At 65.6% G+C, this 26,096-nt stretch carries 19 protein-coding genes; 14 read left to right on the top strand and 5 right to left on the bottom strand.

Annotated elements, in window-relative coordinates; genetic code table 11:
• Positions 1-28: 28 nt before the first annotated feature.
• From lptC to kdsD, 3 genes are read right to left on the bottom strand one after another with little or no spacing between them, the layout of a single operon-like run.
• Positions 29-631, bottom strand: a complete 603-nt coding sequence (lptC, locus tag AB3X99_RS22115; RefSeq protein WP_342949516.1) for an LPS export ABC transporter periplasmic protein LptC — start codon at positions 629-631, stop codon at positions 29-31.
• On the bottom strand, positions 628-1,182 hold the full coding sequence (locus AB3X99_RS22120) for an HAD family hydrolase (protein ID WP_069264851.1): 555 nt from the start codon (positions 1,180-1,182) through the stop codon (positions 628-630). Before AB3X99_RS22120 ends, lptC begins: the two co-directional genes overlap by 4 nt.
• Positions 1,182-2,168, bottom strand: coding sequence for an arabinose 5-phosphate isomerase KdsD (gene kdsD, locus AB3X99_RS22125; protein ID WP_069264850.1), 987 nt, complete (start codon positions 2,166-2,168; stop codon positions 1,182-1,184). The genes AB3X99_RS22120 and kdsD overlap by 1 nt, the downstream gene beginning before the upstream one ends.
• Positions 2,169-2,393: 225 nt before the next feature.
• On the opposite strand from kdsD, the gene AB3X99_RS22130 reads away from it, so the two are divergent.
• The 13 genes from AB3X99_RS22130 to AB3X99_RS22190 all read left to right on the top strand — a co-directional run bounded on the left by AB3X99_RS22130 (position 2,394) and on the right by AB3X99_RS22190 (position 20,498).
• A complete protein-coding gene (locus AB3X99_RS22130; RefSeq protein WP_069264848.1) occupies positions 2,394-4,409 on the top strand; it encodes a cation:proton antiporter in 2,016 nt (671 codons plus the stop codon).
• Between the two features lie 96 nt (positions 4,410-4,505).
• Positions 4,506-5,072: an adenine phosphoribosyltransferase gene (locus AB3X99_RS22135; protein WP_368618128.1), complete on the top strand. Its 567-nt coding sequence runs from the start codon at positions 4,506-4,508 to the stop codon at positions 5,070-5,072.
• Between the two features lie 35 nt (positions 5,073-5,107).
• Positions 5,108-5,722 (top strand): LysE family translocator, encoded by a 615-nt coding sequence (locus AB3X99_RS22140; protein ID WP_342919437.1) that lies wholly within the window; start codon positions 5,108-5,110, stop codon positions 5,720-5,722.
• An 18-nt stretch (positions 5,723-5,740) separates the two neighbouring features.
• Positions 5,741-6,625 carry a DUF4743 domain-containing protein gene (locus tag AB3X99_RS22145; RefSeq protein WP_069264841.1) on the top strand — a complete coding sequence of 295 codons (885 nt, stop codon included), beginning with the start codon at positions 5,741-5,743 and terminating at the stop codon, positions 6,623-6,625.
• Positions 6,626-6,699: 74 nt separating this feature from the next.
• A complete protein-coding gene (gene purU, locus AB3X99_RS22150; RefSeq protein ID WP_069264838.1) occupies positions 6,700-7,569 on the top strand; it encodes a formyltetrahydrofolate deformylase in 870 nt (289 codons plus the stop codon).
• 253 nt (positions 7,570-7,822) lie between these two features.
• Positions 7,823-9,148 (top strand): nitrate/nitrite transporter, encoded by a 1,326-nt coding sequence (locus AB3X99_RS22155; protein WP_368618129.1) that lies wholly within the window; start codon positions 7,823-7,825, stop codon positions 9,146-9,148.
• Between the two features lie 45 nt (positions 9,149-9,193).
• The gene (locus tag AB3X99_RS22160; RefSeq protein WP_069264832.1) at positions 9,194-10,588 is read left to right on the top strand and encodes a NarK family nitrate/nitrite MFS transporter; all 1,395 of its coding nucleotides are present in this window, start codon (positions 9,194-9,196) and stop codon (positions 10,586-10,588) included.
• A 169-nt stretch (positions 10,589-10,757) separates the two neighbouring features.
• A complete protein-coding gene (locus tag AB3X99_RS22165) occupies positions 10,758-14,483 on the top strand; it encodes a nitrate reductase subunit alpha (protein WP_368618130.1) in 3,726 nt (1,241 codons plus the stop codon).
• The gene (narH, locus tag AB3X99_RS22170) at positions 14,480-16,033 is read left to right on the top strand and encodes a nitrate reductase subunit beta (RefSeq protein WP_368618131.1); all 1,554 of its coding nucleotides are present in this window, start codon (positions 14,480-14,482) and stop codon (positions 16,031-16,033) included. Before AB3X99_RS22165 ends, narH begins: the two co-directional genes overlap by 4 nt.
• Positions 16,034-16,049: 16 nt before the next feature.
• Positions 16,050-16,751, top strand: a complete 702-nt coding sequence (gene narJ, locus AB3X99_RS22175; RefSeq protein ID WP_368618132.1) for a nitrate reductase molybdenum cofactor assembly chaperone — start codon at positions 16,050-16,052, stop codon at positions 16,749-16,751.
• Complete coding sequence (gene narI / locus AB3X99_RS22180) at positions 16,748-17,431, top strand: respiratory nitrate reductase subunit gamma (RefSeq protein ID WP_368618133.1); 684 nt, start codon at positions 16,748-16,750, stop codon at positions 17,429-17,431. Before narJ ends, narI begins: the two co-directional genes overlap by 4 nt.
• Before the next feature lie 271 nt (positions 17,432-17,702).
• A complete protein-coding gene (locus AB3X99_RS22185; protein WP_368618134.1) occupies positions 17,703-19,730 on the top strand; it encodes a type IV pili methyl-accepting chemotaxis transducer N-terminal domain-containing protein in 2,028 nt (675 codons plus the stop codon).
• Positions 19,731-19,802: 72 nt separating this feature from the next.
• The gene (locus AB3X99_RS22190) at positions 19,803-20,498 is read left to right on the top strand and encodes a response regulator (protein ID WP_368618135.1); all 696 of its coding nucleotides are present in this window, start codon (positions 19,803-19,805) and stop codon (positions 20,496-20,498) included.
• 30 nt (positions 20,499-20,528) lie between these two features.
• On the opposite strand, the gene AB3X99_RS22195 is transcribed toward AB3X99_RS22190, so the two are convergent.
• A complete protein-coding gene (locus AB3X99_RS22195; RefSeq protein WP_069264815.1) occupies positions 20,529-21,614 on the bottom strand; it encodes an AI-2E family transporter in 1,086 nt (361 codons plus the stop codon).
• 112 nt (positions 21,615-21,726) lie between these two features.
• On the bottom strand, positions 21,727-24,618 hold the full coding sequence (uvrA, locus tag AB3X99_RS22200; protein WP_069264813.1) for an excinuclease ABC subunit UvrA: 2,892 nt from the start codon (positions 24,616-24,618) through the stop codon (positions 21,727-21,729).
• 220 nt (positions 24,619-24,838) lie between these two features.
• Between uvrA and AB3X99_RS22205 the strand changes: the two genes are divergently transcribed.
• Entirely contained in the window at positions 24,839-26,014 is a 1,176-nt protein-coding gene (locus AB3X99_RS22205) for an MFS transporter (protein ID WP_368618188.1), read from the top strand.
• The last annotated feature ends 82 nt before the right edge of the window (positions 26,015-26,096 follow it).

Raw genomic sequence — 26,096 nt, forward strand, 5'->3', positions numbered from 1 at the left:
ATCGTGCCTTGCGTGGACGGCCCGGCGTTCAGGACGAGCCGCCGGAGTCTGCCGGGGCGATGGCTCCACGGACGTTGCCGAAGAGCTGGATGACCCGGGAGACATTGTTGTAGTTCATGCCGCTGGTGGCCGTCATGACCGACTGGCCGCGTCGAAGTTTAACCGGCTTTTCGGTCAGGATCACATCGTCGTTCACGAGCACTTTGAAATGCTCGGAATCAGCCTGCATTTCGGGGTCGCCGGCGCCCGCCGCGCGCAGAATGCGCGCGTTGTCGTACAGATTGACGATCGAGGCGTCGGCGTTGACGGTGCCGCGCAGCCCGGTGGCCGTGACGATCGGCTTGCCGGGCTGGAATGCGCGCACGGCCGGGTTCGTGAGGTCGCTGTTCTCGTCGTCCTCGTAGTGAACCATGTGCGTGGCCGTGAGCCGGTACTGCGTGGCGCCCGACTGGTCGAGCTCGGACACCGAGAAGTTATCGGCGAAATAGTCGGGCGTATGCGTGGGCGCACGCGGCGCCGCCTCCTTCTCGCGCGGCTGGACGGCCTGCAGCAGCCACCACGTGAAACCGGCGAGCGCGGCGACGCACACGAGCGGCACGAGCGAAGTGAGGCGGAACTTCTGGTGGTTCATCGCGGCATCCCGGCGAGCGGCGCGCAGGCCGCGGCGAGCAGGGCGTCGTAGCGGTTCTGCGCGCGCAGGATCAGGTCGGTGACTTCGCGCACGGCGCCGTGGCCGCCCACCTTGTCGGACACCCAGTGGGCGCGCGAGAGCACGTCGGGGTGGGCGTTCGCGGGCGCAGCCGCGAAGCCGCACTGGAGCATCACGCCGAGGTCGGGCCAGTCATCGCCCATGTAGCCGCACGCTTCGGGCGCAATGCCGGTTTGCGAGAGCAGCTCGGCGAACGCGACGCGCTTGTCTTCCACGCCTTGCCACAGATGCGTGATCTTCAGTTCCTTCGCGCGCACGGCGACGATCTCCGAACGGCGCCCGGTGATGATGGCCGTGTCGATGCCGGCTTCGCGCAGGAGCTTCGCGCCGTGGCCGTCGAGCGAGTTGAACGCCTTCATCGTGTCGCCCGCGCCGGTGAAGAGCAGGCCACCGTCGGTGAGCACACCGTCGATGTCGAAAATCATCAAGCGCACACGCGCGGCGCGCGCGGTTGCGTCGAGTGGGCTAGCCATCAGATCACCTTCTTGGAGAACAGGTCGTGCATGTTGAGGGCGCCGATCAGCGTGCCCTCGGCATCGACGACCAGCATCTGATTGATGCGATGGCGCTCCATCAGTTCCACAGCTTCGACGGCAAGTTGGTCCGGGCCGATCGTGCGTGGGCCTTTCGTCATGACCTGAGCGATCGGCAGGTCGCGGAAATCGCCCACGCGCTCGAGCACACGGCGCAGGTCGCCATCCGTGAAGATGCCCTGCACGTGGTTGTCGGCGTTGACGACCGCCGTCATGCCCATGCGCTTGGCCGTGAGCTGGAAGAGGGCGTCGCGCACGGTCACGTCGTCGCGCACCTTCGGGATTTCGTCGCCCGTGCGCATCACGTCGCGCACGTAGGTGAGCAGGCGCCGGCCGAGCGCGCCGCCCGGATGCGAGCGCGCGAAGTCGTCGGCACCGAAGCCGCGTGCGTCGAGCACCGCGACCGCGAGCGCGTCGGAGAGCGCGAGTGCCGCCGTCGTGCTGGCGGTGGGCGCGAGGTTCAGCGGGCAGGCTTCCTTCTCCACGCCGGCGTCCAGATGCACGTCGGAAAGCTGGCCGAGCGTCGATTGCGGGCGATTGCCCGTCATGCCGATGAGCTTCGCGCCAATGCGCTTGACGAGCGGCAGGATCGCCACGAGTTCTTCGGATTCGCCGGAGTTCGACAGGCCGATGAAGACGTCGTCGGCGGTGACCATGCCGAGGTCGCCGTGGCTCGCTTCCGCCGGGTGCACGAAAAACGCGGGGGTGCCCGTGGAGGCCAGCGTGGCCGCGAGCTTGCGGGCAATATGGCCCGATTTGCCGATGCCGGAAACGACCACGCGTCCACGGCAGCTGAGGATGAGGTCGACCGCGCCGACGAAGTTGTCGTCGAGCCGGTCGCGAAGCCCGCGCACGGCGTCCGCTTCGATGTCGAGCACGTTGCGAGCGAGCTTCAGCGCCCGGTCGCCATTGATTTTCGCTATCATCCGCGGAGTATAGCAAAGGCGTCTGCGCGCCGCGCCGGCGCCCCCAGCGCCAAAACCCCGTGCGCGAGCCGCCGGGCTTGCGCAGCCGTTTCTCCGTAGCCCTTCCCATTTAGCCCGTTATTCATGTAAACAGGCCTTAGCCGCCCTGGCGTCGATCATTGACCCGGCGCGGGGCAGAATTTGCATCGCCGGTAACGACGCAGACGAACGAGGACGCTTCACACGATGATCTCCCCGCTGGAAATGACGCTGTTCCTGCTGCTCGCCTCGGTGGTTGGCGTCGTGCTGTTTCGTTATCTGAATCTGCCGCCGATGCTCGGCTACCTCACGGTGGGCATTCTCGTGGGCCCGCGCTCGCTCGGCATCGTGCCGGACACGCACGGCGCGCAGAACCTGGCCGAGTTCGGCGTCGTGTTCCTGATGTTCTCCATCGGCCTCGAGTTCTCGCTCTCGAAGCTGCGCGCCATGCGCCACGCCGTGTTCGGACTCGGGCTTTCGCAGGTGATGGGCACGATCGTCGTGGCACTCCTGCTCGGGCTCGTGCTGGAACCGTGGGTGCATATCACGTGGCAGGCCTGCGTGGCGCTGGGCGGCGCGCTCGCCATGTCGTCGACGGCCATCGTCAGCAAGATGCTTTCCGAGCGGCTCGAGATCGAATCGGAGCATGGCCGCAACATTCTGGGCGTGCTGCTGTTCCAGGATCTGGCCGTGGTGCCGCTTCTCATCGTGATCGCGGCGTTCGGCGGTTCGTCGGCGTCGCTCGTCGAGTCGCTCGGCACGGCGGCCGTGAAGATCGTGCTCGCGCTCGGCATTCTGCTCATCGTCGGCCAGAAGTTCATGACGCGCTGGTTCAACGTGGTCGCCCGCCGCCGCTCGCAGGAGCTGTTCGTGCTCAACGTGCTGCTCGTCACGCTGGGCGCCGCGTTCATCACCGACAAGTTCGGCCTCTCGCTCGCGCTCGGCGCCTTCATCGCGGGCATGCTGATCGCCGAGACGCCGTACAGGCACCAGGTGGAAGAGGACATCAAGCCGTTTCGCGACGTGCTGCTCGGGCTTTTCTTCGTGACCACGGGCATGCTGCTCAACCCGCACGTGATCTGGCAGCACCCCATCATGGTGGCGGCGTTCTTCCTCGGGCCGGTCGTGATGAAGGCCGTGCTCATCACGGCGCTTACGCGTATTTTCGGCGCCTCGCCGGGCGTGGCCATGCGCACGGGTCTCGGTCTCGCGCAGGCCGGCGAGTTCGGCTTCGTGCTGCTGAACCTCATTCTCGACAAGCATCTGGTCGACGCCACGCTGCTCCAGGCGATCCTCGCGGCCATGCTGCTGTCGATGCTCGCCGCGCCGTTCCTGATCCAGAACGCCGACCGCATCGTGCTGCGCCTCTCCTCGACGGAATGGATGCAGCAGTCGCTGATGATGACGCGCATCGCCACGCAAAGCATCAAGCAAAGCGGCCATGTGATCGTGTGCGGCTACGGCCGTGCGGGGCAGAATCTCGCGCGCATGCTCGAATACGAAGGCCTTTCGTACGTCGCGCTCGACCTCGACCCGGACCGCGTCGCGGCGGCTGCGGCGGCGGGCGAGTCGGTGGTGTTCGGCGACGCCGCGCGGCGCGAATCGCTCGTCGCGGCGGGCATCCACCGCGCGGCCGCGGTGGCGATCACGTACGCCAATACGCAATCGGCGTTTCGCGTGCTCCATCACATTCACGAACTGGAGCCCACCTTGCCCGTGATCGTGCGCACGGTGGACGACGCCGATCTCGAACGCCTGCTCGCCGCGGGCGCGACCGAGGTGATTCCGGAGATCGTGGAAGGCAGCCTGATGCTCGCCTCGCACATGCTGGTGCTGATGGGCGTGCCGATGCGGCGCGTGGTGCGCCGCGTGGAGGAACTGCGCGACGAACGTTACAGCCTCCTGCGCGGCTACTTCCACGGTACCGACGATGTGGGCGAGGACGGTCACGAGCAGGTGCGGCTACAATCCGTACCGGTCGACGAGCGCGCCGACGCCGTGGGCCGCACGCTCGCGGAACTGGGTCTGTACGAGCTTGGCGTCGAGGTGACGGCGATCCGCCGCCACGGCATTCGCGGTGTGGAACCGGACCCATCGACCAAACTGCGCGAGGCCGACATCGTCGTGCTGCGCGGTCTGCCCGAGCAGCTCGCGCAGGCCGAGGAGCGGCTTTCGCGGCATCGCAAGCCGGGCGCGGCCGGTGCGGGCGCGGCGGCGGTCTGATACGCCGTCGTTCGCGCGATCGCGAGACCGCGCCAAGCGGTCCAGCCCCGTTTAAATAACTCTACCGTTCTTGTCTGGTCATTACCCGGAGAAATCATGTCCAACGCACCTGCGAACCCGAGCGCTGAAGCCGCCCAGTTCGTGAACAGCCTGATCCGCACGGTGCCCGACTGGCCTGCGCCGGGAGTGCAGTTCCGCGATATCACGCCGCTCATCGGCAATCCGAAGGGCCTGCGCGTGCTGATCGACCTGTTCGTCGAGCGCTATGTCGATGCGAAGCTCGACTACGTGGCCGGGCTCGACGCGCGCGGTTTCATCATCGGGCCGATCGTCGCGTATGAGCTGAACGTGGGCTTCATTCCGATCCGCAAGATCGGCAAGCTGCCGTACAAGACGGTTTCCGAGACCTACAAGCTCGAATACGGCGAAGCGACCGTCGAGATTCACGAGGATGCCTGCAGCAAGGGCGACCGCGTCGTGATCGTCGACGACCTGATCGCCACCGGCGGCACCATGATGGCCGGCAAGCTGCTGCTCGAACGCCTCGGCGCGAGCGTGGTGGAGGGCGCCGCGATCATCGACCTGCCGGATCTGGGCGGCTCGAGGCTGCTCACCGATGCCGGCCTGCCGCTCTTCACCGTGACCGCCTTCGGCGGCCACTGAAACAACCCGAACGCCCACCGTCACGAGTCGATCTCATGCCGAATTTCGCGCTCTTTCTCGCCACCTCCATCGCCATCACGTTCGCGCCCGGTCCCGACAATCTCCAGGTGCTCGCGCGCGGCATTTCGCAGGGCCGCGCCGCCGGCCTCGTGGCCGCGCTGGGTTTCGCCGCGGGCGTGACGTTCCACACCACGCTCGCGGCACTCGGCGTGGCCGCCGTGCTGCGTTCTTCGCCGCTCGCATTCCAGATCCTCAAGCTCGCGGGCGCCGCGTATCTCGTGTGGATCGGCGTGAAGGCGCTGCGCAGCCAGGGCCTCGCCGCCGCCGGCGACAAGCCGCGCCAGCCGCTCTCCGCGATCTTTCGCCAGAGCGTGCTCGGCAACATCATGAACCCGAAGGTGACGCTGTTTTTCGTCGTGTTCCTGCCGCAGTTCGTCGACCCGCATGGCGCGCAGCCCGTCACGCTGCAGATGCTCGAGCTCGGCCTCGTGTTCATGGCGCAGACGGTCGTCGTGTTCTCCCTCTTCGGGCTGTGCGCGGGCACGATCGGCGGCTGGCTGAAGCGCCGCCCGCGCGCGGGCGTGTGGCTCGACCGCCTCGCCGGCGTTACCTTCATCGCCATCGGCATACGCGTCGCCCTGCGCGACTGATCTATGGAGTCCTGATCGATGAGCTTGCCTTGCATTATCGACGCGCGACGCTTCGATGCCGGCGCGCATCTGCCGTTTCACATCGGTGACGAGCGCGTGGGCTGGATACGCGAGAACGACGTGGCGCGGCTCGCACGCTGGCCCGACGTGTTCGAAATCGACGGCGATGCGGATAGCGCCCGCGTGACGCTCGCCCCGCACTTCGATAGCGTCGATGCACGCAGCGCCGCGCTCGGTTCGGTGATCGGCGCACTCGCGGCGCAAGGGCACATTCCCGGCTGGCGCAACGAAACCTACGCGATCCGCAACACCTTCGATGCGCCGCCGCTCGCCTTTATCGAACGTGCGGCCTCGCGCTTTTTCGGCACGATGACGTACGCGGTTCATCTGAACGGCGTCGTAGAATACGCAGATTCCGGTGCGGCCGGCGTAGGCGCGCCCGGCGCGCCGCAATTGTGGATCGCGCGGCGCAGTGATACCAAGGCCACCGACCCCGGCATGCTGGACAACGTCGTGGCGGGCGGCATCGGCTGGGGCTTCGGGATCGAGGCCACGCTCGTGAAGGAATGCTGGGAAGAGGCGGGCATTGCCGAGGAGCTGGCGCGCGAGGCGCGCGCGGGCCGCACCGTGCACGTGCTGCAGTCGCTGCCAGAGGGCACGCAGGCTGAGCAGATCTTCATCTACGATCTCGTGCTCCCGGCCGATTTCGTGCCGCACAACCAGGACGGCGAAGTGGGCGAGCATCGCCTCGCACGCATCGACGAAGCCGCGCGCTGGATCGAGGAGGGCGCGATGACGGTAGACGCGAGCCTCGCGACGCTCGACTGCCTGCTGCGCCGCCGATGGATAGACGAAGACGCGTGCGAGGGCATTGCCGCGATCTTCGAACCGCCGACGCTGTGAAAGGGCGCCGGTTCTTTTAGCAAAGCCCAAAGCCCTTTTAGCAACACCAAGTCTTGACGGGAGTTACCAAGGTCATGTCGACCGATCACAGCTTCATCCTCAAACTGTCGTGCGCCGACCGGCCTGGCATCGTGCACGCCGTGTCGGGCTTTCTGTTCGAGCGCGGCAGCAATATCCTCGACTCGGCCCAGTTCGGCGACAGCCACACGGGCGAGTTCTTCATGCGCGTGCACTTCCAGCAAGTGGGCGGCGACCCGGGCCTCGACGGTCTGCGCAGCGCATTCGAGCCGCTCGCGCAGGAGTTCGGCATGCGCTGGGAGATGCATGACGCGAACGTGAAGCCGCGCGTCGTCATCATGGTCTCGAAGATCGGCCATTGCCTGAACGACCTGCTGTTCCGCTATCGCACCGGCCAGCTGCCTATCGAGATTCCAGCGATCATCTCGAATCACAAGGACTTCTATCAGCTCGCCGCGAGCTACAACATTCCGTTCCATCACTTCCCGCTGCTCGGCGGCACCGAGGCCGACAAGGCCGCGCAGGAAGCGCGCGTGCTCGAAGTGGTGAACCGCGAAGGCGTCGATCTGGTGGTGCTCGCGCGCTACATGCAGATCCTCTCGCCGCAGCTTTGCAAGGCGCTCGAAGGCCGCGCGATCAACATCCACCATTCGTTCCTGCCGAGCTTCAAGGGCGCGAAGCCGTACTACCAGGCGTTCGATCGCGGCGTGAAGCTGATCGGCGCCACGGCGCACTATGTGACGTCCGATCTCGACGAAGGCCCGATCATCGAGCAGGAAGTCGAGCGCGTGGATCACAACATGACGCCGGACCAGCTCACCGCCATCGGCCGCGACGTGGAGTGCGTGACGCTCGCGCGCGCGGTGAAGTGGCACGTGGAGCATCGCATCGTGCTCAACGGTCACAAGACGGTCGTGTTCCGCTGATCTTTGGTTGATCGCGTGCGACACCATGCCGTAGCGTGTTTCATGACACGCTACGGCTTTTCGAATTAATCTTATTGCTCTCTGGCGCGTTCGCATGCATGCGATTTCTCTTCCGCGCCAACTCGTTCCCGCGGTACTACTCCTTAAGTTCTAGTGGCGCATCGTCGCGCACTCCCTGCGGAGAATAGCAATAGCCCGCACCTTTCGTCTTTCCTACTCTTGTCAAGTCAACTAAACGACAAGAGGGAAATTCATGAAAGCCGCCCCATCTCCGCAGGCGGAACCTGTCGCCGATAGCCGTGCCTGGCGCGTGCTGGGTTCAAGTACCTTCGCGTTCACGATCTGCTTTGCCGTCTGGATGATGTTCGCGATCCTCGGCATTCCGCTCAAAAAGCAGCTTCACCTCACCGATACCGAATTCGGCCTGATTGCCGCGATGCCCGTGCTCACGGGCTCGCTCGCCCGCGTTCCGCTCGGCATCTGGACCGACCGCTTCGGCGGGCGCATCGTCTTCTTCATCACCATGCTCGCGACCGTCGTGCCGATCTGGCTCGTCTCGTACGCGACGCAACTTTGGCAATTCCTCACGCTCGGCCTGTTCGTGGGGTTCGCCGGCGCATCGTTCTCGGTCGGCACGCCCTATGTCGCACGCTGGTTCCCGAAGTCGCGCCAGGGTCTCGCCATGGGCATCTTCGGCGCAGGCAATTCGGGCGCCGCGCTCAACAAGTTCGTGGCGCCCGTGCTGATCGTCGCGGCCGGCACGTGGACCATCGTGCCCAAGGTCTACGCCGTTGCGATGCTCGTGACCGCGCTGCTGTTCTGGATATTCTCCGCGAGCAACCCGGCGCACCGCGTGCCTGGCACGCAGAGCGTGGCGGCCCAGTTGCGCGTGCTCGCCGACCCGCGTGTGCTGCGCTACGCGCAGTACTACTCGGTGGTGTTCGGCGGCTATGTCGGCCTGTCGCTGTGGATGCCGCAGTACTACGTGAACCAGTACGGCTTCGGCATCGAGCAGGCTGCGTTTCTCGCGGCGTGTTTCTCGTTGCCCGGCGGCGTGCTGCGTGCGGCAGGCGGTTGGCTCTCCGACCGCTACGGCGCCTATCGCACGACGTGGGCCGTGATGTGGGTCGCGCTCGCGTGCTTCTTCCTGCTGAGCTACCCGCCGACCGACTTCACGATCCACAGCGCGCATGGCCCGCTCGGTCTGCATATCAGCACCGGACCGGTGTTCTACACGGTGCTGATGTTCGTCGTCGGCATTGCGATGGCGGTAGGCAAGGCCTCGGTCTTCAAGTTCATCGGCGACGAGTACACCGACAACATCGGCGCCGTCTCCGGCGTCGTGGGGCTGGCGGGCGGTCTCGCGGGCTTCGTGCTGCCGATCCTGTTCGGCCTGCTCGTCGACCTCACGGGCGTGCGTACCACCTGCTTCATGTTGATGTTCGGCGCCACCCTGGTGAGCCTGCTGTTCATGCACTTTTCGTTCCGCCCCGAAGCGCTCGCCCACGGCAGCGCGAAGCTCGCGCACAAGGTTCGAGCCGCGCCGCCGGCGCCGAAGGAAACCACGTACTCCGAATGATCCAACTTGCGCCGCGCGTGCGGCGCCTACTGAACGAGCACAATCATGTCCAAGTATCTCCTGACCCAATGGGAGCCTGAGAACGCCCGGTTCTGGCAGGCTTCCGGCGAGCAGATCGCCACCCGTAACCTGTGGATTTCGATTCCCGCGCTGATGCTGGCGTTCGTGGTGTGGTCGCTGTGGAGCGTCACGGTCGTCAATCTCGACAAGGGCGGCTTTCACTTCACCAAGAACGAACTCTTCTGGCTCACGGCGTTGCCCGCGCTTTCGGGCGCCACGCTGCGCATCTTCTATTCGTTTCTCGTGCCGATTTTCGGCGGCCGCCGCTTCACGGCGATCTCCACGGCGAGTCTGCTGATCCCGGCCTTCGGCATGGGCTTCGCGCTGCGCGATCCGTCCACCTCGTATTCGACGCTGCTCGTGCTCGCCCTGCTGTGCGGTCTGGGCGGCGCGAACTTCAGCTCGTCGATGGCGAACATCAGCTTCTTCTTCCCGAAGGCGCGCAAGGGTTTCGCCACCGGCCTCAATGCGGGCATCGGCAACCTCGGCGTCTCGCTCGTGCAGTTCGTCACACCGATCGTCATCTCGACAGCCGTGTTCGCCGGCCTGCTCGGCGACGGGCACACCTACGTGAAGGACGGCGTCGAGCACAGCATCTGGCTGCAGAACGCCGGCTTCGTGTGGATTCCGCTCATCGTCGTCTCGTCGTTCGCCGCGTGGTTCGGCATGAACGACATCGCCGACGCGAAGGCCTCGTTCAGCGAGCAGGCCGTGATCTTCCGCCGCGCGCACAACTGGATCATGTGCTTTCTCTATGTCGGCACGTTCGGCTCGTTCATCGGTTTCTCGGCCGGCCTCGCGCTTCTCACCAAGGCGGAGTTTCCCGCCATCAACCCGACTGCATGGGCCTTCCTCGGGCCACTCGCCGGCGCGCTCACGCGCCCCGTCGGCGGCTGGATCTCCGACAAGCTCGGCGGCGCGCGAGTCACGCTGTGGACTTTCCTCGCGATGATCGTCGCGGTGATGGGCGTGATCGCGTTCCTGCCGGGCGGCGCGCTGGGCGGCGCACAAGGCAGCTTCGCCGGCTTCCTCGCGATGTTCGTCGTGCTGTTCGCGCTCACCGGCATCGGCAACGGTTCGACCTTCCGCATGATTCCCGTGATCTTCCTGACGCAGCATCAACGCGCCGCGAAGAGCAAGGGTGATGACGCACAGCGCGGCGCGCTCGCCGAAGCGGGCAAGGAATCGGCGGCGGTGCTCGGCTTCGCGGGCGCGATGGGCGCGTACGGCGGCTTCTTCATTCCGAAGAGCTTTGGCTCGTCGCTCGACATGACCGGCTCACCGGTCGGCGCGCTCGTGTGCTTCATCGGCTTCTATGTGGTGTGCGCGGTGGTGACGTGGTTCTTCTATGCGCGCCGCAACGCGTCCACGCCTTGCTGACCCGGATTAGTCCTTTGGGAGTAGTGCGAACTCTCCCGTTGATGAATGGGCAGGCAGGTGCCTGCTCGCCATACTCGGAAGGATACGAGCGCGAGGCGCCAGGCTTGCAACGCGAGCGGGCGGCGACAGGCGCGATCGATCGATTCCAGCAGCAGTCCCGGAGAACCTGATGAGTTATTTTCTGGACCGGTTGAAGTTCATGTCGCGCGTGAAGTCGACGTTTTCGAAAGGCCACGGCGCGGTGGTGAACGAGGACCGCAAATGGGAAGACGGCTATCGCAGCCGCTGGCAGCACGACAAGATCGTGCGCTCGACCCACGGCGTGAACTGCACGGGCTCGTGCTCGTGGAAGGTTTACGTGAAGAACGGCCTGATCACGTGGGAAACGCAACAGACCGACTATCCGCGCACGCGCGCTGACCTGCCCAATCACGAACCGCGCGGCTGCCCGCGTGGCGCCTCGTATAGCTGGTACGTGTATTCGGCGCAGCGCGTGAAGTACCCGATGATCCGCGGGCGCCTGATCGAGATGTGGCGCGAGGCGCGCAAGACGCTCGACCCCGTCAAGGCATGGGCTTCGATCGTCGAGGACCCGAGGAAGGCGGCGCACTACAAGCGCGCGCGCGGCCAGGGCGGCTTCGTGCGCGCCGGGTGGGACACGGCCACCGAGATGATCGCGGCGGCCAACGCCTACACCATCGGCAAGTACGGTCCCGATCGCGTGGTGGGCTTCTCGCCCATTCCCGCAATGTCGATGGTCTCGTACGCCGCGGGCGCGCGTTATCTGAGCCTGATCGGCGGGGCGTGCCTGTCGTTCTACGACTGGTACTGCGACCTGCCGCCTTCCTCGCCGCAGGTGTGGGGCGAGCAGACCGACGTGCCCGAATCGGCCGACTGGTACAACTCCACCTATCTCATGGTGTGGGGCTCGAACGTGCCGCAAACGCGCACGCCCGACGCCCACTTCTACACGGAGGTCCGCTACAAGGGCACGAAGACGGTGGCCGTGTCGTCCGACTTCGGCGAGATGGTGAAGTTCGGCGATATCTGGCTCGCGCCGAAGCAGGGCACCGACGCGGCGCTCGCGCTCGCGATGGGCCACGTGGTGCTCAAGGAGTTTCACGCTACGGCGAAGTCCGCGTACTTCCGCGATTACGTGAAGCAGTACACCGACATGCCGATGCTCGTCGCGCTCGCGAAGCGCGACGGCTCGCTGGTGCCGGACCAGTTCCTGCGCGCGTCGCAACTCGCCGCGAATCTCGACGAAGCGAACAACCCGCAGTGGAAGACGCTCGCCATCGATTCGACCACGGGCGACATCGTCGCGCCGAACGGCTCGATCGGCTTCCGTTGGGGCGAAGGCGAGCACGACGGCGGCAAGAAGGTGGGCCGCTGGAACCTCGAAATGAAGGACGGTGGCAGCGGCCGCGAAATCGATCCGCGCCTTTCGCTCGTCGATCGGCATGACGAAGTGGTCGAGGTGGGCTTCCCGTACTTCGGCGGCGAACATGGCGCGCTGCTCGCGCGCCGCGTGCCCGTGAAGCGCGTGGCGCTGGCGGACGGCACGAGTGTGCTGGTCGCCACCGTCTACGACCTGCAGATGGCCAACTACGGCGTCGACCAGGGGCTTGGCGGCCCGAACGTCGCGTCCTCGTATGACGACGACGTGCCCTGCACGCCAGCATGGCAGGAGAAGCACACCACGGTGCCGCGCAAGCTCGTGATCCAGGTGGCGCGCGAGTTTGCCGACAACGCCGACCGCACGCGCGGCAAGAGCATGGTGATCGTGGGCGCGGCGCTCAATCACTGGTACCACAACGACATGATCTACCGCGGCATCATCAATCTGCTGATGATGTGCGGCTGTATCGGCCAGAGCGGCGGCGGCTGGGCGCACTACGTCGGCCAGGAAAAGCTGCGTCCGCAATTCGGCTGGGCGCCGCTCGCGTTCGCGCTCGACTGGTCGCGCCCGCCGCGCCAGATGAACGGCACGTCGTTCTTCTACAACCACACGAGCCAGTGGCGCCACGAGAAGGTGAGTCTCGACGAGATCCTCGGCCCCGGCGCGGACCGCGAACGCTACAAGAATCTGTCGATGCTCGACCTCAACGCGAAGTCCGAGCGCATGGGCTGGCTGCCTTCGGCGCCGCAACTGGGCGCCAATCCGCTCGACGTGGTGGATGCCGCGCAGCGCGCGGGCGTGCCGCCGGTGCAATACACCGTCGATCAGCTGAAGTCGGGCGCATTGAACTTCGCCTGCGACGACCCCGACAACCCTGCGAACTTCCCGCGCAACATGTTCGTGTGGCGCTCGAACATCCTCGGCAGTTCGGGCAAGGGGCACGAGTATTTCCTCAAGTACCTGCTCGGCACGCAGAACGCGCTGTTCGGCGACGAAGCCGACTCGATCAAGCCTTCCGAAGTGAAGGTGCGCGAAGCGGCCGAAGGCAAGCTCGACCTGCTCACCGTCCTGGACTTCCGCATGAGCACCACGTGCCTGTACGGCGACATCGTGCTGCCCTCGGCCACGTGGTACGAGAAGGACGACCTCAACACGTCGGACATGCACCCGTTCATCCATCCGCTTTCGGAGGCGGTGCAGCCGTTGTGGGAGAGCAAGACCGACTGGGAGATCTACAAGGCCATCGCGAAGACGTTTTCGGAGATCGGCGGCGCGCATCTGGGCAAGCGCACGGACCTCGTGTGCACGCCGCTCATGCACGACACACCGGGCGAACTCGGCCAGGCGTTCGAGCCGAAGGACTGGCGTCTTGGCGAATGCGATCTGATCCCTGGCAAGACCGCACCTTCGATGACGCTCGTGGAGCGCGACTATCGCGAGATCTACAACAAGTTCACGTCGGTCGGGCCGCTGCTCGAGAAGCTGGGCAACGGCGGCAAGGGCATCAACTGGAACACCGTGCACGAGGTGGGCGAGTTTGCCCGGCTCACGGGCATCCAGCAGAACCGCGGCGCGGCCGAGGGACGCCCGCGTCTGGAAACGGCCATCGACGCCGCCGAGATGATCCTCACTTTCGCGCCGGAAACCAACGGCCACGTAGCGGTGAAGGCGTGGGACGCGCTCTCCAAGATCACGGGCCGGAATCACACGCATCTGGCCGAAGGCCGCGAGCACGACAAGATCCGCTTTCGCGACGTGCAGGCACAGCCGCGCAAGATCATCTCCGCGCCCACGTGGTCGGGGCTCGAATCGGAAGAGGTGAGCTACAACGCCGGCTACACGAACGTGCACGAGCTGATTCCCTGGCGCACGCTCACGGGCCGTCAGCAGTTCTATCAGGATCACCGCTGGATGCTCGATTTCGGCGAGGGCCTGTGCAACTACAAGCCCGCCATCGACACGAAGACGACCTCGCCGATGCTCGGCGCGAAACCCAACGGCGAGCACGAACTCGTGCTGAACTGGATCACGCCGCACCAGAAGTGGGGCATCCACTCCACGTACACGGACAACCTGCGCATGCTCACGCTCTCGCGTGGCGGCCCGCACGTCTGGGTCTCGGAAGCCGAGGCGAAAGAAGCCGGGCTCGTCGATAACGACTGGGTCGAAGTGTTCAACGTGAACGGCACGCTCACCGCGCGCGTCGTGGTGAGCCAGCGCGTGCCGCGCGGCATGTGCCTCATGTATCACGCGCAGGAAAAGATCATCAACGTTCCCGGCGCGGAAACGAGCGGCATGCGCGGCGGCATTCACAACTCGGTCACGCGCACGGTGCTCAAGCCCACGCACATGATCGGCGGCTACGCGCAACTCGCGTATGGCTTCAACTACTACGGCACCGTCGGCAGCAATCGCGACGAGTACGTGATCGTGCGCAAGATGAAGAAGGTCGAGTGGCTGGAAGGCCCGATGAAGGAAGGAGCAGCATCATGAGAATCCGCGCCCAGGTGGCGATGGTCCTGAACCTCGACAAGTGCATCGGCTGCCATACGTGCTCCGTCACGTGCAAGAACGTGTGGACGTCGCGCGATGGCGTCGAGTACGCGTGGTTCAACAACGTCGAGACGAAGCCAGGCATCGGCTATCCGAAGGAATGGGAGAACCAGGAGAAGTGGAACGGCGGCTGGGTCCGCAACCCGAACGGCAAGCTCGAGCCGCGCCAGGGCCCGAAGCTCAAGGTGCTGGCCAATCTGTTCGCCAACCCGAACCTGCCCGGCATCGACGACTACTACGAGCCGTTCACGTACGACTACGAGCATTTGCAGAAGGCGCGCCTCTCGCAGACGCCGCCCACCGCGCGCCCCGTGTCGGTCATCACCGGCAAGAAGATGGACAAGATCCATTGGGGTCCCAACTGGGAAGACGACCTGGGCGGCGAGTTCGCCTCGCGCAGCCGCGACAAGCTGTTCGAGAACGTGCAGAAGGAGATGTACTCGACCTTCGAGAACACCTTCATGATGTATCTGCCGCGCCTGTGCGAGCACTGCCTGAATCCCGCGTGCGTGGCGTCGTGCCCCTCGGGCTCGGTGTACAAGCGCGAAGACGACGGCATCGTGCTCGTCGACCAGGACAAGTGCCGCGGCTGGCGCATGTGCATCTCGGGTTGCCCGTACAAGAAGATGTACTTCAACTGGAAGAGCGGCAAGGCCGAGAAGTGCATCTTCTGCTATCCGCGTATCGAGGCGGGGCAGCCGACCGTCTGCTCGGAAACGTGCGTGGGCCGCATCCGCTATCTGGGTGTGATGCTTTACGACGCGGACCGCATCAGCGAGGCGGCATCGGTTGAATCGACGCAGGATCTGTATCAGTCGCAGCTCGACGTGTTCCTCGATCCGCACGAACCCGCCATCCAGGCCGAGGCGCGCCGCCAGGGCGTGCCGCAGAGCTGGCTCGACGCCGCCGTGCGCTCGCCCGTGTATCGCATGGCGGTCGAGTGGAAGATCGCGTTCCCACTGCACCCCGAGTACCGCACGCTGCCGATGGTCTGGTACGTGCCGCCGCTGTCGCCGATCCAGTCGGCCGCGGACGCGGGCCATATCGGCATGGACGGCGTGATTCCCGACGTGGCGAGCCTGCGCATTCCCATGCGCTATCTCGCCAACCTGCTGACCGCCGGCGACGAAAAGCCCGTGATTTCGGCGCTCAACCGCATGCTGGCGATGCGCGCCTACAAGCGCACCCAGGCCGTGGACGGCGTGAACGACAACGCGGTTCTCGCGCGCGCAGGCCTCACACCCGAGCAGGTCGAGGACATGTACCGCACCATGGCGATCGCGAACTACGAGGACCGCTTCGTCGTGCCGTCGTCGCACAAGGAAATGGTCGAGGACTCGTTCAACGAGAAGGGCAGTTGCGGCTTCTCGTTCGGCAACGGTTGTTCGGGCGGCGTTTCCGAGGGTTCGCTGTTCGGCTCGAAGGTCGAAGGCAGCGTGGCGTATGTCGATATGCCGAAGTCGCGTCGCAAGACGCCGTCCGAAGCTTGAGCGGGAGGGCATCATCATGTCGATTTATCCGGTTCTCTCCGCGCTGCTCGATTATCCCGAGCAGCCCTTGCTCGACGCGCTCGACGAGATCGAAGCCGCGCTCGAGGCCCTGCCGAACGGTGCATTCGCAGCGCGCGAACTGGCGCCGCTCATCGCGGCGCTGCGCGAGCGCTCGCTCGTCGAGTCGCAGGAGGTGTACGTGGCCACCTTCGACCGCAATCCGCGCCACTCGCTGCATCTGTTCGAGCACGTGCACGGCGAGAGCCGCGCGCGCGGCCAGGCGATGGTCGATCTGCTCGATGAATACCGCAGCCATGGCCTCGACGTCGCGACGAGCGAGTTGCCCGACTACGTGCCGCTCTTTCTCGAAGTGCTCGGCCTGATTGGCGAGGACGAGGCGCGCGCGCTGCTGGGCGAGGCGATTCACGTGCTCGCGGCGCTCGGCAATCAGCTCGAGAAGAGTGAAAGCCCGTACGCGGGCATCTTCACGGTGCTGTGCGAGCTGACCGATGTCGAGCCGCTGCCGCTCGTGGACGCCCCCGTGCGCGACATGGACGAGGCGCTCGAACGCTTCGGCACCGGCGCGGACGGCGTGGAGCCGCTCGTGCACGCGTTCGGCGCGAGCAACTCGCCGCAGGTCGTTCAATTCCACCCGCGAGCGCAGTTTGCCGCGACCACTGCGACCACCGCGGCTGCCTGCGCAAAGGAATCGCCATGAACACGTTCAATCAGTTTTTGTTCGGCATCTATCCATATATTGCCGCCGCCATCTTCCTGTTCGGCAGCCTCGCGCGCTTCGAGCGGGAGCAGTACACGTGGAAGGCGGACAGCTCGCAGCTGCTCTATCGCGGACATTTGCGGCTCGGCAATATCCTCTTTCACGTCGGCGTGCTCGGGCTCTTCTTCGGGCATCTGTTCGGTCTGCTCACGCCCGTCGCCGTGTGGGACTGGCTCGGCGTGCCGCACGCGGTCAAGCAGCTCGTGGCGATGGTCGCGGGCGGCGTGATGGGCTCGATGTGTCTGGTGGGCCTCGCGATCCTGCTGCACCGGCGGCTTTCGAATGCCCGCGTTTCGGCCGTGACGCGCGTGGGCGACAAGGTGCTGCTGTTGTGGCTGCTCGTCACGCTGCTGCTCGGGCTGAGCACCATCGGCGAATCGGCGAGCCACATGGACGGCGCGATGATGGTGCGGCTCATGACCTGGGCGCAGCACATCGTCACGTTCCGCGGCGACGCCGCGAGCTTCGTGACAGACGCGCCGCTCATCTTCCGCATGCACCTCGTCATGGGCATGACGCTGTTCGTGATCTTCCCGTTCACGCGGCTCGTGCACGTGTGGAGCGGGTTCGCCTCGATCACCTATCTGTCGCGCGCCTGGCAGCTCGTGCGCAGCCGCTAGCGGCCAACGTTTGCCTCTGGACGGCCGTGGGGATGGCCGTTCATTGCGGGGAGCGAGACCCACTCGCATTCCCCGCTTTTTTTCGCGATGCGCCCAGGTCAGGGGCGGCGCGACGTGGTTCGCCAGGACTCGCCCGGGAGGCAGCGGACCTGACGCATAGTGTCGCAGTTGGCCGTGCAGACCGCGACATAGCGCGCGATCGGCCGCGCTCCGTCCGATAATGTCGATACAGGCGCCGCCGCTTCGGCGCAGCCGATTCCCGGTCCCGGCCATGACTCCGTCTTCCGATTCCGCAACCGCATCTGCCGCTTCTGCCGCTTCTGCCGCTTCTGCCGCATCCTCGGGCGCGCACGAAGCGCCGTTCCCGAAGCGGCTCTCCACGCGCATCGTTGTGCTCTCCACGGTTGCGCTGGCGCTCGTGCTTGCGATGATCAGCGGCACGCTCTGGCTCTCCTGGCAGCTCGAAGGCGGCGGCGCGGCGATCAACGACGCGGGCAGCCTGCGCATGCGCGCGAACGCGGTGGCGATCGCGCTATGGGAAGCCCGCACCGGCCAGCCCTCGCAAGTCGACGCGCAGATGCACCAACTCGACGAGACGCTGCGCGAATTGCGCGACGGCGATCCGGCGCGCCCGCTCTTTCTTCCCGCAGACGCCGGCATCCATGCGCAGTTCGAACGCGTCGCGTCTGCCTGGAGTCACACGCTCAGGCCCGCTGCGCTAAGCGACCTCGCCGCCAGCGGGGGCGAGCCCTCGATGTATATCGGCCTGCTGCCCGGTTTCGTCGACGACGCGAACCGGCTCGTCAGCCTGATCGAGCGCGAGAATGCGCGCAAGACCGCGTGGCTGCGCATTTCGCAGGTCGCGCTCGCGGCGCTGTCGTGCGTGGGCACGATGGCGATCGTCTATTTGCTTTACCAGTGGTTCGTGGCGCCTGTGCAGCGCTTGCAGGACGGGCTCGCGCGCATCGAGGCGCGGGAGTTCGACACGCGGTTGCCGGTCGAAACGTACGACGAGTTCGGCCATCTCACGCAAGGCTTCAACCGCATGGTCGCGGAGCTGCAGGCGCTGTACCGGGACCTTGCCGGGCGCGTGGACGCCAAGACCGCGCAACTGGCGGCGCAAAACCGCGAACTCGCCACGCTTTACGAGATGGCGGCGTTTCTCAACACGCCGGGCCCGGCGGAAAGCCTGTGCCACGATTTCCTCACGCGCGTGATGCGCGAATTCGACGCCGACGGCGGCACGGTGCGAGTCGTTTCGCCTGACGACGGCAATCTGCATCTGCTCGTCTCGGAAGGCATGCCCGAATCGATCACGCGCGCGGAGCAGTGCATGCCGGCGGCGGACTGTGCGTGCGGCGGTGCCACGGCCGAGGCGCCGGTCGTATTCGGCCTGGTGGCACAGCCGGGCACGCGCGCGGCCGGCGGCGAAAGCGGCGAAAGCGGCTTGAGTGGGGCTTTCACGCAGCGCTGCCTGAAGGCGGGCTTCTTGAGCGTCGCGGTGTCGGCCATCGTCGCTCAGAACGAGACGCTCGGCACGTTCTCGCTGCACTTCCGGCGCGAGCGGGAGATTCCGCCTTCGGGCGTCCAGCTGCTCCAGACGCTCGGCCGCCACCTGGGCGTCGCGCTCATGAACCGGCGGCTCGTGGCGCTCGGACGCCAGCTCGCCGTGTCCGAGGAGCGCAATCTCGTCGCTCAGGGGCTGCACGACAGCATCGCGCAAGGCCTGAGCTTCCTGAAGATGCAGGTGCACCTGCTCGATGGGGCGGCGCAGCAGGGCGATCTCGACGAGATTCGCGAGATCGTGCCGCTGCTCGCGGGCGGCGTAGAGGAGAGCTACGACGACGTGCGCGAACTGCTGCTGAATTTCCGCACGAAGCTCAGCCCAGGCAAGCTGCGCCTCGCCGTGGAGGACACCGTGGCGCGCTTTCGCCGCCAGTCGGACGCCGAGCTGACGCTCGACTATCGCGACGAAGACGGGCCGCCGCTGCCGCCCGACCAGCAGCTGCAGGTACTTTTCGTGTTGCAGGAGGCGCTCTCGAATGCACGCAAGCATGCGCAGGCACTGCACGTACAGGTGAGTGTCGTGAACGCGCGCGACTTCCGCCTCACGATCGAGGACGACGGCGTGGGCTACGATCCCGCCGATATCGCCTCGCGTGGCGAATCGCACGTGGGCTTCCACATCATGCAGGAGCGCGCGCGACGTCTTGCCGCCGTGCTCACGCTGCAGAGCGCGCCAGGGCGCGGCGCGCGCGTCGAACTGGTATTGCCCGCCGCGAGCCGCATGGCCGCGTAAATATGGCCAATGAACCTCGTCGATGGCGTTACGATCAAAATCAGAAGACATCGCGACAAAACAACGATCCCCATGACCATACGCATCCTGCTCATCGACGACCACACGCTCTTTCGCTCGGGCGTGAGTGCGCTCCTGCAGCGCCAGCCTGACCTGCAAGTGGTCGGCGAGGCGTCGGACGGCGTGGAAGGCGTCAAGCGCGCGAAGCAGCACCTGCCCGACGTCATCCTGCTGGACCTCAACATGCCGGGTCTCTCCGGGCTCGAAACGCTGCAACTGCTGGTGGAGGATCTGCCGGACACGGCGGTCGTGATGCTCACCGTCTCCGAGGAAGCCGACGAACTCACCGCCGCGATGCGCGAGGGCGCGCGTGGCTTCCTGCTCAAGAGCATCGACGCCGACGCGCTCGTCGCGGCGATCCGCAAGGCCGCGAGCGGCCAGCCGGTGATTACCGAGCACATGACGGCGAAGCTCGTGGAGCAGATGCGCAAGCCTGCGCAGTCGACCGGCGCAACCGGCACGACTGGCGCCGCGCGCGCGAGCGCGGAGGCGCTCACGGCGCGCGAGCGCGACATCGTGCGCGAACTGGCGCGCGGCGCGAGCAACAAGGAGATTGCGCGTGCGCTCGACCTGGCGGAGAGCACGGTGAAGATTCACGTGCGCAACATTCTGCGCAAGCTCAATCTCACGAGCCGCGTGCAGGTGGCGATCTACGCGATGGGGCACGACGGCATGACCGACGTGCCCGGCGAGCCGCGCGGGCGCTGAAGGCCGCGCGCGGGTCTGGGAAAAACGGGCTCAGACGAGCCGCAGATAGATCAGTTCGCGCTTGATATACGCGTAGAAAATCGGCGCGGCGACCACGCCTTGAATGCCGAACGCCGCTTCCATCACGAGCATCGCGACGAGCAGCTCCCACGTGCGCGCCTCGATCTGGCCGCCCACGATGCGCGCGTTCAGGAAGTATTCGAGCTTGTGGATCAGGATGAGGAACACGAGCGCCGTGACCGCCGCGGGCAGGCTCACGGTGAGCGCGATGGCGACGATCAGCGTGTTCGAGATCAGGTTGCCGATCACGGGCAACAGGCCCACCACGAAGGTCACCACGACCAGCATCTTCGCGAGCGGCAGCGGCGCGTGAAACAACGGCAGCGCGAGCAGGAGGAAGAGGCCGGTGAACACCGTGTTGATGGCCGAAATCTTCACCTGCGCGAACACGATGCGGCGGAACGCGTCGGCGAAACGCGACACGCGCGCGACGAACGCGGTCGAAAGCGGCAGCCGGGTGGCGTTCTTTTGCGCGCCAATGGCGATGATCGCGCCGATGATCATGCCGATCACGATATGTCCGAAGATGCGCGCGGCGTTCTTGCCGCCCTGGCCGAGCTGGGTGGCGTGCTCGTGCATGAGCGCGAGCGCCTTGAGCTTCATCTGGGCGACGTCTACGGGCAGATAGGCGGCAATGGACTCGGGAATGCGCCCGCGCGCCTGGTCGACGAATGTCATCATCTGCGCCATGACCTTCTGCACGCTCGGCACGTCGTTTTCGAACTGCTCGATGACGCCCACGGTGAGCCCCGTGAGCACGCCCACGATCACGATGGAAACCAGCACCACGGAAAGCCAGCGGGCGCGGCTGCTCGACATGCGCCGCTCGATGAGCGGCGAAATGGTATGAACGAGCTGGAAGACGAGCATGCCCGCGAGCAGCGCGCCGAGCAGGTTCAGGTGCAGCACCGCCAGCATGCCGGCGAGCGCGGCCACGTAGCTGCCGATTTCCACTGCCGAAAGCTTCGGCAGGCTCATGTCGCTCGTGAGCCTGACCGGCCGTGGCCGCAGGTCGCGCACCTGTTTATCTTCCGTCGCTTCGTTGCGCTTGACCATGTTGGGTGTATTCCGTCTCCAAACTTCGGGGGCGCACGCGCCCCTGCCCCGTTGTTGCTGCAGCTATTTCTACTGCTAAATTTCCGGCCCGGTCGTCAGCCCGCCTGGCGGGTCATTTGCCCGACGCCGTGTCCAGCGCGGCGATCTGGCGCTTGAGCAGCGGCGCGAGATAGCGGCCCGTGAAGCTTGCCTTCGACTTCGCCACCTGTTCGGGCGTCCCCTGGGCCACGATCTGCCCACCGCCCGCGCCGCCTTCCGGTCCCATGTCCACGACCCAGTCGGCGGTTTTGATTACATCGAGATTATGCTCGATGATGACCACCGTGTTGCCCTGATCTCGAAGCCGGTGAATCACTTCGAGCAAAAGCGCGATGTCGTGGAAGTGCAGGCCCGTGGTCGGCTCGTCGAGTATATACAGCGTGCGGCCCGTGTCCCGCTTGGAAAGCTCGAGCGAAAGCTTCACGCGCTGCGCCTCGCCGCCAGAGAGCGTGGTGGCGGACTGGCCGAGGCGGATGTAGCCGAGGCCCACATCGAGCAGCGTCTTGAGCTTGCGCGCCACCACCGGCACCGCCTTGAAGAACTCGTAGGCGGCTTCCACCGTCATGTCGAGCACTTCGCTGATGTTCCGGCCCTTGTATTGAATCTCCAGCGTCTCGCGGTTGTAGCGCTTGCCGTGACAGACATCGCAGGGCACGTACACGTCGGGCAGGAAGTGCATTTCCACCTTGAGCACGCCGTCGCCCTGGCAGCTTTCGCAGCGGCCGCCCTTCACGTTGAACGAGAAGCGGCCCGACTCGTAGCCGCGTTCCTTGGCGGCCGGCACACCGGCGAACAGTTCGCGGATGGGCGTGAAGAGGCCCGTGTAGGTGGCCGGGTTCGAGCGCGGGGTGCGCCCGATCGGCGACTGGTCGACGTTGATGACCTTGTCGAAGTGCTCGAGACCCTCGATCGCCTCGAACGGCGCCGGTTCGGCCGACGATCCATACAGATGCTGCGACACCGCGTGATAAAGCGTGTCGTTGATGAGCGTGGACTTGCCCGAGCCCGAGACGCCCGTCACGCAGGTCAAAAGACCGACGGGCAGGTCGAGCGTCACGTGCTTGAGGTTGTTGCCGTGGGCCTCGACGATGCGCAGGCGGCGCTCGCCGGGCTCGATGCGCTCGTCGGGATAGTCGATGCGGCGCGCGCCCGAGAGATACTGGCCCGTCATCGAGGCCGGATCGTGTTCGACTTCCCCTGGCGTGCCTTGCGAAATCACCATGCCGCCGTGCTCGCCCGCGCCCGGACCCATGTCGACCACGTAGTCGGCCATGCGGATCATGTCCTCGTCGTGCTCGACGACGATCACCGAATTGCCGAGATCGCGCAGATGCTTGAGCGTGGAGATCAGGCGGTCGTTGTCGCGCTGGTGCAGGCCGATGGACGGCTCGTCGAGCACGTACATCACGCCCGTCAAGCCCGAGCCGATCTGCGAGGCGAGGCGGATACGCTGCGCCTCGCCGCCGGAAAGCGTCTCGGCGCTGCGTTCGAGCGAGAGATAGTCGAGCCCGACGTTGTTGAGGAACATGAGGCGTGCGACGATTTCCTTGACCACCTTGTCGGCGATCTCGCGCTTTGCACCTTCGAGGTGCAGCGTCTGGAAGTAGCCGAGCGTGTCGCGCAGCGGCCAGCCGCTCACTTCATAAATGGCGCGCGCCTCTTCGCCCGCGCCGATGCGCACGAAACGCGCTTCGCGGCGCAAGCGCGTGCCTTCGCAGTGCGGGCAGGCCTGGTTGTTCTGGTACTTCGACAGCTCCTCGCGCACGGCGGCGGAGTCGGTCTCGCGGTAGCGGCGCTCGAGGTTCGGAATGATCCCTTCGAATACGTGCTCGCGCACCGAAGTGCGGCCGCGCTCGTTGATGTACGAGAACGGAATCTCCTGCTTGCCGGAGCCGTAGAGCAGGGTCTTGCGCACTTTCTCCGGCAGGTCCTCGAACGCGGTGTCGATGTCGAAGTCGTAGAACGCCGCGAGGCTCTGCAGCATCTGGAAGTAGAACTGGTTGCGCCGGTCCCAGCCCTTCACGGCGCCCGCCGCGAGCGACAGCGACGGGTGCGCGACCACGCGCTTCGGATCGAAGAACGTGATCTGGCCCAGACCGTCGCACTCGGGGCACGCGCCCATCGGGTTGTTGAACGAGAAGAGGCGCGGTTCCAGCTCCGGCAGCGAATACGAGCAGATCGGGCAGGCGAACTTCGAGCTGAAGAGATGCTCGCGGTTGGTGTCCATTTCGAGCGCGATGGCGCGGCCGTCGGCCAGACGCAGCGCGGTTTCGAACGACTCCGCGAGGCGCTGCTTCATGTCGGGGCGCACCTTCAGGCGGTCCACCACCACGTCGATGGTATGGCGCTCGCTCTTCTTGAGCTTGGGCAGCGACTCCACCTCGTAGATCTTCGCTTCCCCTTCGTTGGCCGTGCCGCCGCCCGAGCGCACCCGAAAGCGCACGAAACCCTGCGCCTGCATGTCGTCGAACAGCTCGGCGTGCTCGCCCTTGCGGTCCACGATCACGGGAGCCAGGATCATCAGCTTCGTTTCTTCGGGCAGGGCGAGCGCGGCGTCCACCATCTGCGAGACGCTTTGCGACTCGAGCGGAATCTCGTGGTCCGGGCAGTAGGGCGTGCCGATGCGTGCGTAAAGCAGCCGCAGGTAGTCGTGGATCTCGGTGACGGTGCCGACGGTCGAGCGCGGGTTGTGCGACGTGGCCTTCTGCTCGATGGAAATAGCCGGCGACAGACCCTCGATCAGGTCGACGTCGGGCTTCTCCATGAGCTGCAGGAACTGGCGCGCGTAGGCCGACAGGCTTTCCACGTAACGGCGCTGGCCTTCCGCGTAAAGCGTGTCGAACGCCAGCGAGGACTTGCCCGAGCCGGAAAGCCCGGTGATCACCACGAGCTTGTGGCGCGGCAGGTCCAGATTGACGTTCTTCAGGTTGTGGGTTCGGGCCCCACGGATACGGATCTGTTCCATGAACCTGCGGGAGAAAGGGAAACCAAACCTGCTACTATAACGACTTTTCCAGACCGCCGTTACGGCTTGCTGACGGTCTTTGAAAGGGCCCGGAGCGGCAAGTGCAAGGGCCTCGAAAGAGGCGCGTCAGGGGGCGTCCCGGTCAACAAACGTGCGGGCACTTGCGGTCCGAACACATAACGCTCCGATGTCCTCCAATTCACCCGCTACCTCTTCACGCATGAGCGCGCCCGAGTTGCGCGCGACCGTCTCGCTGGCGGCGATCTTCGCGCTGCGCATGCTCGGTCTGTTCATGATCATGCCGGTGTTTTCCGTCTACGCGAAAACCATTCCCGGCGGCGACAACCTGCTGCTGGTCGGCATCGCGCTCGGTGCATACGGCGTCACGCAGTCGCTTCTCTATATTTTCTACGGCTGGGTTTCGGACATGGTGGGCAGAAAGCCCGTCATTGCCACCGGCCTCGTCATCTTCGCGATCGGCAGCTTCGTCGCGGCGGGCGCGCACGACATGGTGTGGATCATCGTCGGGCGGGTGATCCAGGGCATGGGCGCGGTGTCGTCGGCCGTGCTGGCGTTCATCGCCGACCTGACGGCCGAGGAGCACCGCACCAAGGCCATGGCGATGGTGGGCGGCTCGATCGGCATGTCGTTCGCCGTGGCCATCGTCGGCGCGCCGATCGTGTTCCATTGGGTCGGCATGAGCGGCCTGTTTGCGCTGGTCGGGGTGTTCTCGATCCTCGCGGTGGGCGTGGTGATCTGGGTCGTGCCCGACGCGCCCAGCAAGCCCGTGCACGTGCGCGCCCCGTTCGCCGAGGTGCTGCATAACGTGGAGCTGCTGCGCCTGAACTTCGGCGTGCTCGTGCTGCACGCCACGCAAACGGCGCTCTTTCTCGTCGTGCCGCGCCTGCTCGTGGACGCGGGCCTGCCGGTCGCGTCGCACTGGATGATCTACCTACCGGTCATGGGCCTCGCGTTCGTCATGATGGTGCCCGCCATCATCGTCGCGGAGAAGCGGGGCAAGATGAAGACCGTGCTCGTTTCTGCGATCGGTCTTATCCTGATCGGCCAGCTTTTGCTCGGCTCGCTCGCGCATACACTTGTCATCGTGTCGGCCGTGCTGTTCGTGTACTTCCTGGGCTTCAACATCCTGGAGGCTTCGCAGCCTTCGCTCGTGTCGAAGCTCGCGCCGGGCAACCGCAAGGGCGCGGCCACGGGCGTGTACAACACCACCCAGTCGATCGGGCTCGCGCTCGGCGGCGTGGTGGGCGGATGGATCCTCAAGCACGAGGGCGCGAGCGCCGTCTTTTACACGTGCTCGGGGCTCGTCTTGTGCTGGCTTATAATCGCGGCCAATATGAAGGCGCCGCCCAAGCGGGCAGAAGCCACGCGGGCTTGACCCGGGCGGGCCTGAGTTAGAACCAGCGGTTCACAGCAACGCTATTCGCGGAGGCGGTCCGCGACCGGCGAAGGCGCATGAC

It is taken from the genome of Paraburkholderia sp. BR10882 (assembly GCF_040948855.1).
In the GTDB taxonomy this organism is placed as follows: domain Bacteria; phylum Pseudomonadota; class Gammaproteobacteria; order Burkholderiales; family Burkholderiaceae; genus Paraburkholderia; species Paraburkholderia nodosa_A.

Excerpts from the sequence above, each read along its gene's own strand:
- lptC (WP_342949516.1), bottom strand. The coding sequence starts at position 631 with ATGAACCACCAGAAGTTCCGCCTCACTTCGCTCGTGCCGCTCGTGTGC.
- AB3X99_RS22120 (WP_069264851.1), bottom strand. The coding sequence starts at position 1,182 with ATGGCTAGCCCACTCGACGCAACCGCGCGCGCCGCGCGTGTGCGCTTG.
- kdsD (WP_069264850.1), bottom strand. The coding sequence starts at position 2,168 with ATGATAGCGAAAATCAATGGCGACCGGGCGCTGAAGCTCGCTCGCAAC.
- AB3X99_RS22130 (WP_069264848.1), top strand. The coding sequence starts at position 2,394 with ATGATCTCCCCGCTGGAAATGACGCTGTTCCTGCTGCTCGCCTCGGTG.
- AB3X99_RS22135 (WP_368618128.1), top strand. The coding sequence starts at position 4,506 with ATGTCCAACGCACCTGCGAACCCGAGCGCTGAAGCCGCCCAGTTCGTG.
- AB3X99_RS22140 (WP_342919437.1), top strand. The coding sequence starts at position 5,108 with ATGCCGAATTTCGCGCTCTTTCTCGCCACCTCCATCGCCATCACGTTC.
- AB3X99_RS22145 (WP_069264841.1), top strand. The coding sequence starts at position 5,741 with ATGAGCTTGCCTTGCATTATCGACGCGCGACGCTTCGATGCCGGCGCG.
- purU (WP_069264838.1), top strand. The coding sequence starts at position 6,700 with ATGTCGACCGATCACAGCTTCATCCTCAAACTGTCGTGCGCCGACCGG.
- AB3X99_RS22155 (WP_368618129.1), top strand. The coding sequence starts at position 7,823 with ATGAAAGCCGCCCCATCTCCGCAGGCGGAACCTGTCGCCGATAGCCGT.
- AB3X99_RS22160 (WP_069264832.1), top strand. The coding sequence starts at position 9,194 with ATGTCCAAGTATCTCCTGACCCAATGGGAGCCTGAGAACGCCCGGTTC.
- AB3X99_RS22165 (WP_368618130.1), top strand. The coding sequence starts at position 10,758 with ATGAGTTATTTTCTGGACCGGTTGAAGTTCATGTCGCGCGTGAAGTCG.
- narH (WP_368618131.1), top strand. The coding sequence starts at position 14,480 with ATGAGAATCCGCGCCCAGGTGGCGATGGTCCTGAACCTCGACAAGTGC.
- narJ (WP_368618132.1), top strand. The coding sequence starts at position 16,050 with ATGTCGATTTATCCGGTTCTCTCCGCGCTGCTCGATTATCCCGAGCAG.
- narI (WP_368618133.1), top strand. The coding sequence starts at position 16,748 with ATGAACACGTTCAATCAGTTTTTGTTCGGCATCTATCCATATATTGCC.
- AB3X99_RS22185 (WP_368618134.1), top strand. The coding sequence starts at position 17,703 with ATGACTCCGTCTTCCGATTCCGCAACCGCATCTGCCGCTTCTGCCGCT.
- AB3X99_RS22190 (WP_368618135.1), top strand. The coding sequence starts at position 19,803 with ATGACCATACGCATCCTGCTCATCGACGACCACACGCTCTTTCGCTCG.
- AB3X99_RS22195 (WP_069264815.1), bottom strand. The coding sequence starts at position 21,614 with ATGGTCAAGCGCAACGAAGCGACGGAAGATAAACAGGTGCGCGACCTG.
- uvrA (WP_069264813.1), bottom strand. The coding sequence starts at position 24,618 with ATGGAACAGATCCGTATCCGTGGGGCCCGAACCCACAACCTGAAGAAC.
- AB3X99_RS22205 (WP_368618188.1), top strand. The coding sequence starts at position 24,839 with ATGAGCGCGCCCGAGTTGCGCGCGACCGTCTCGCTGGCGGCGATCTTC.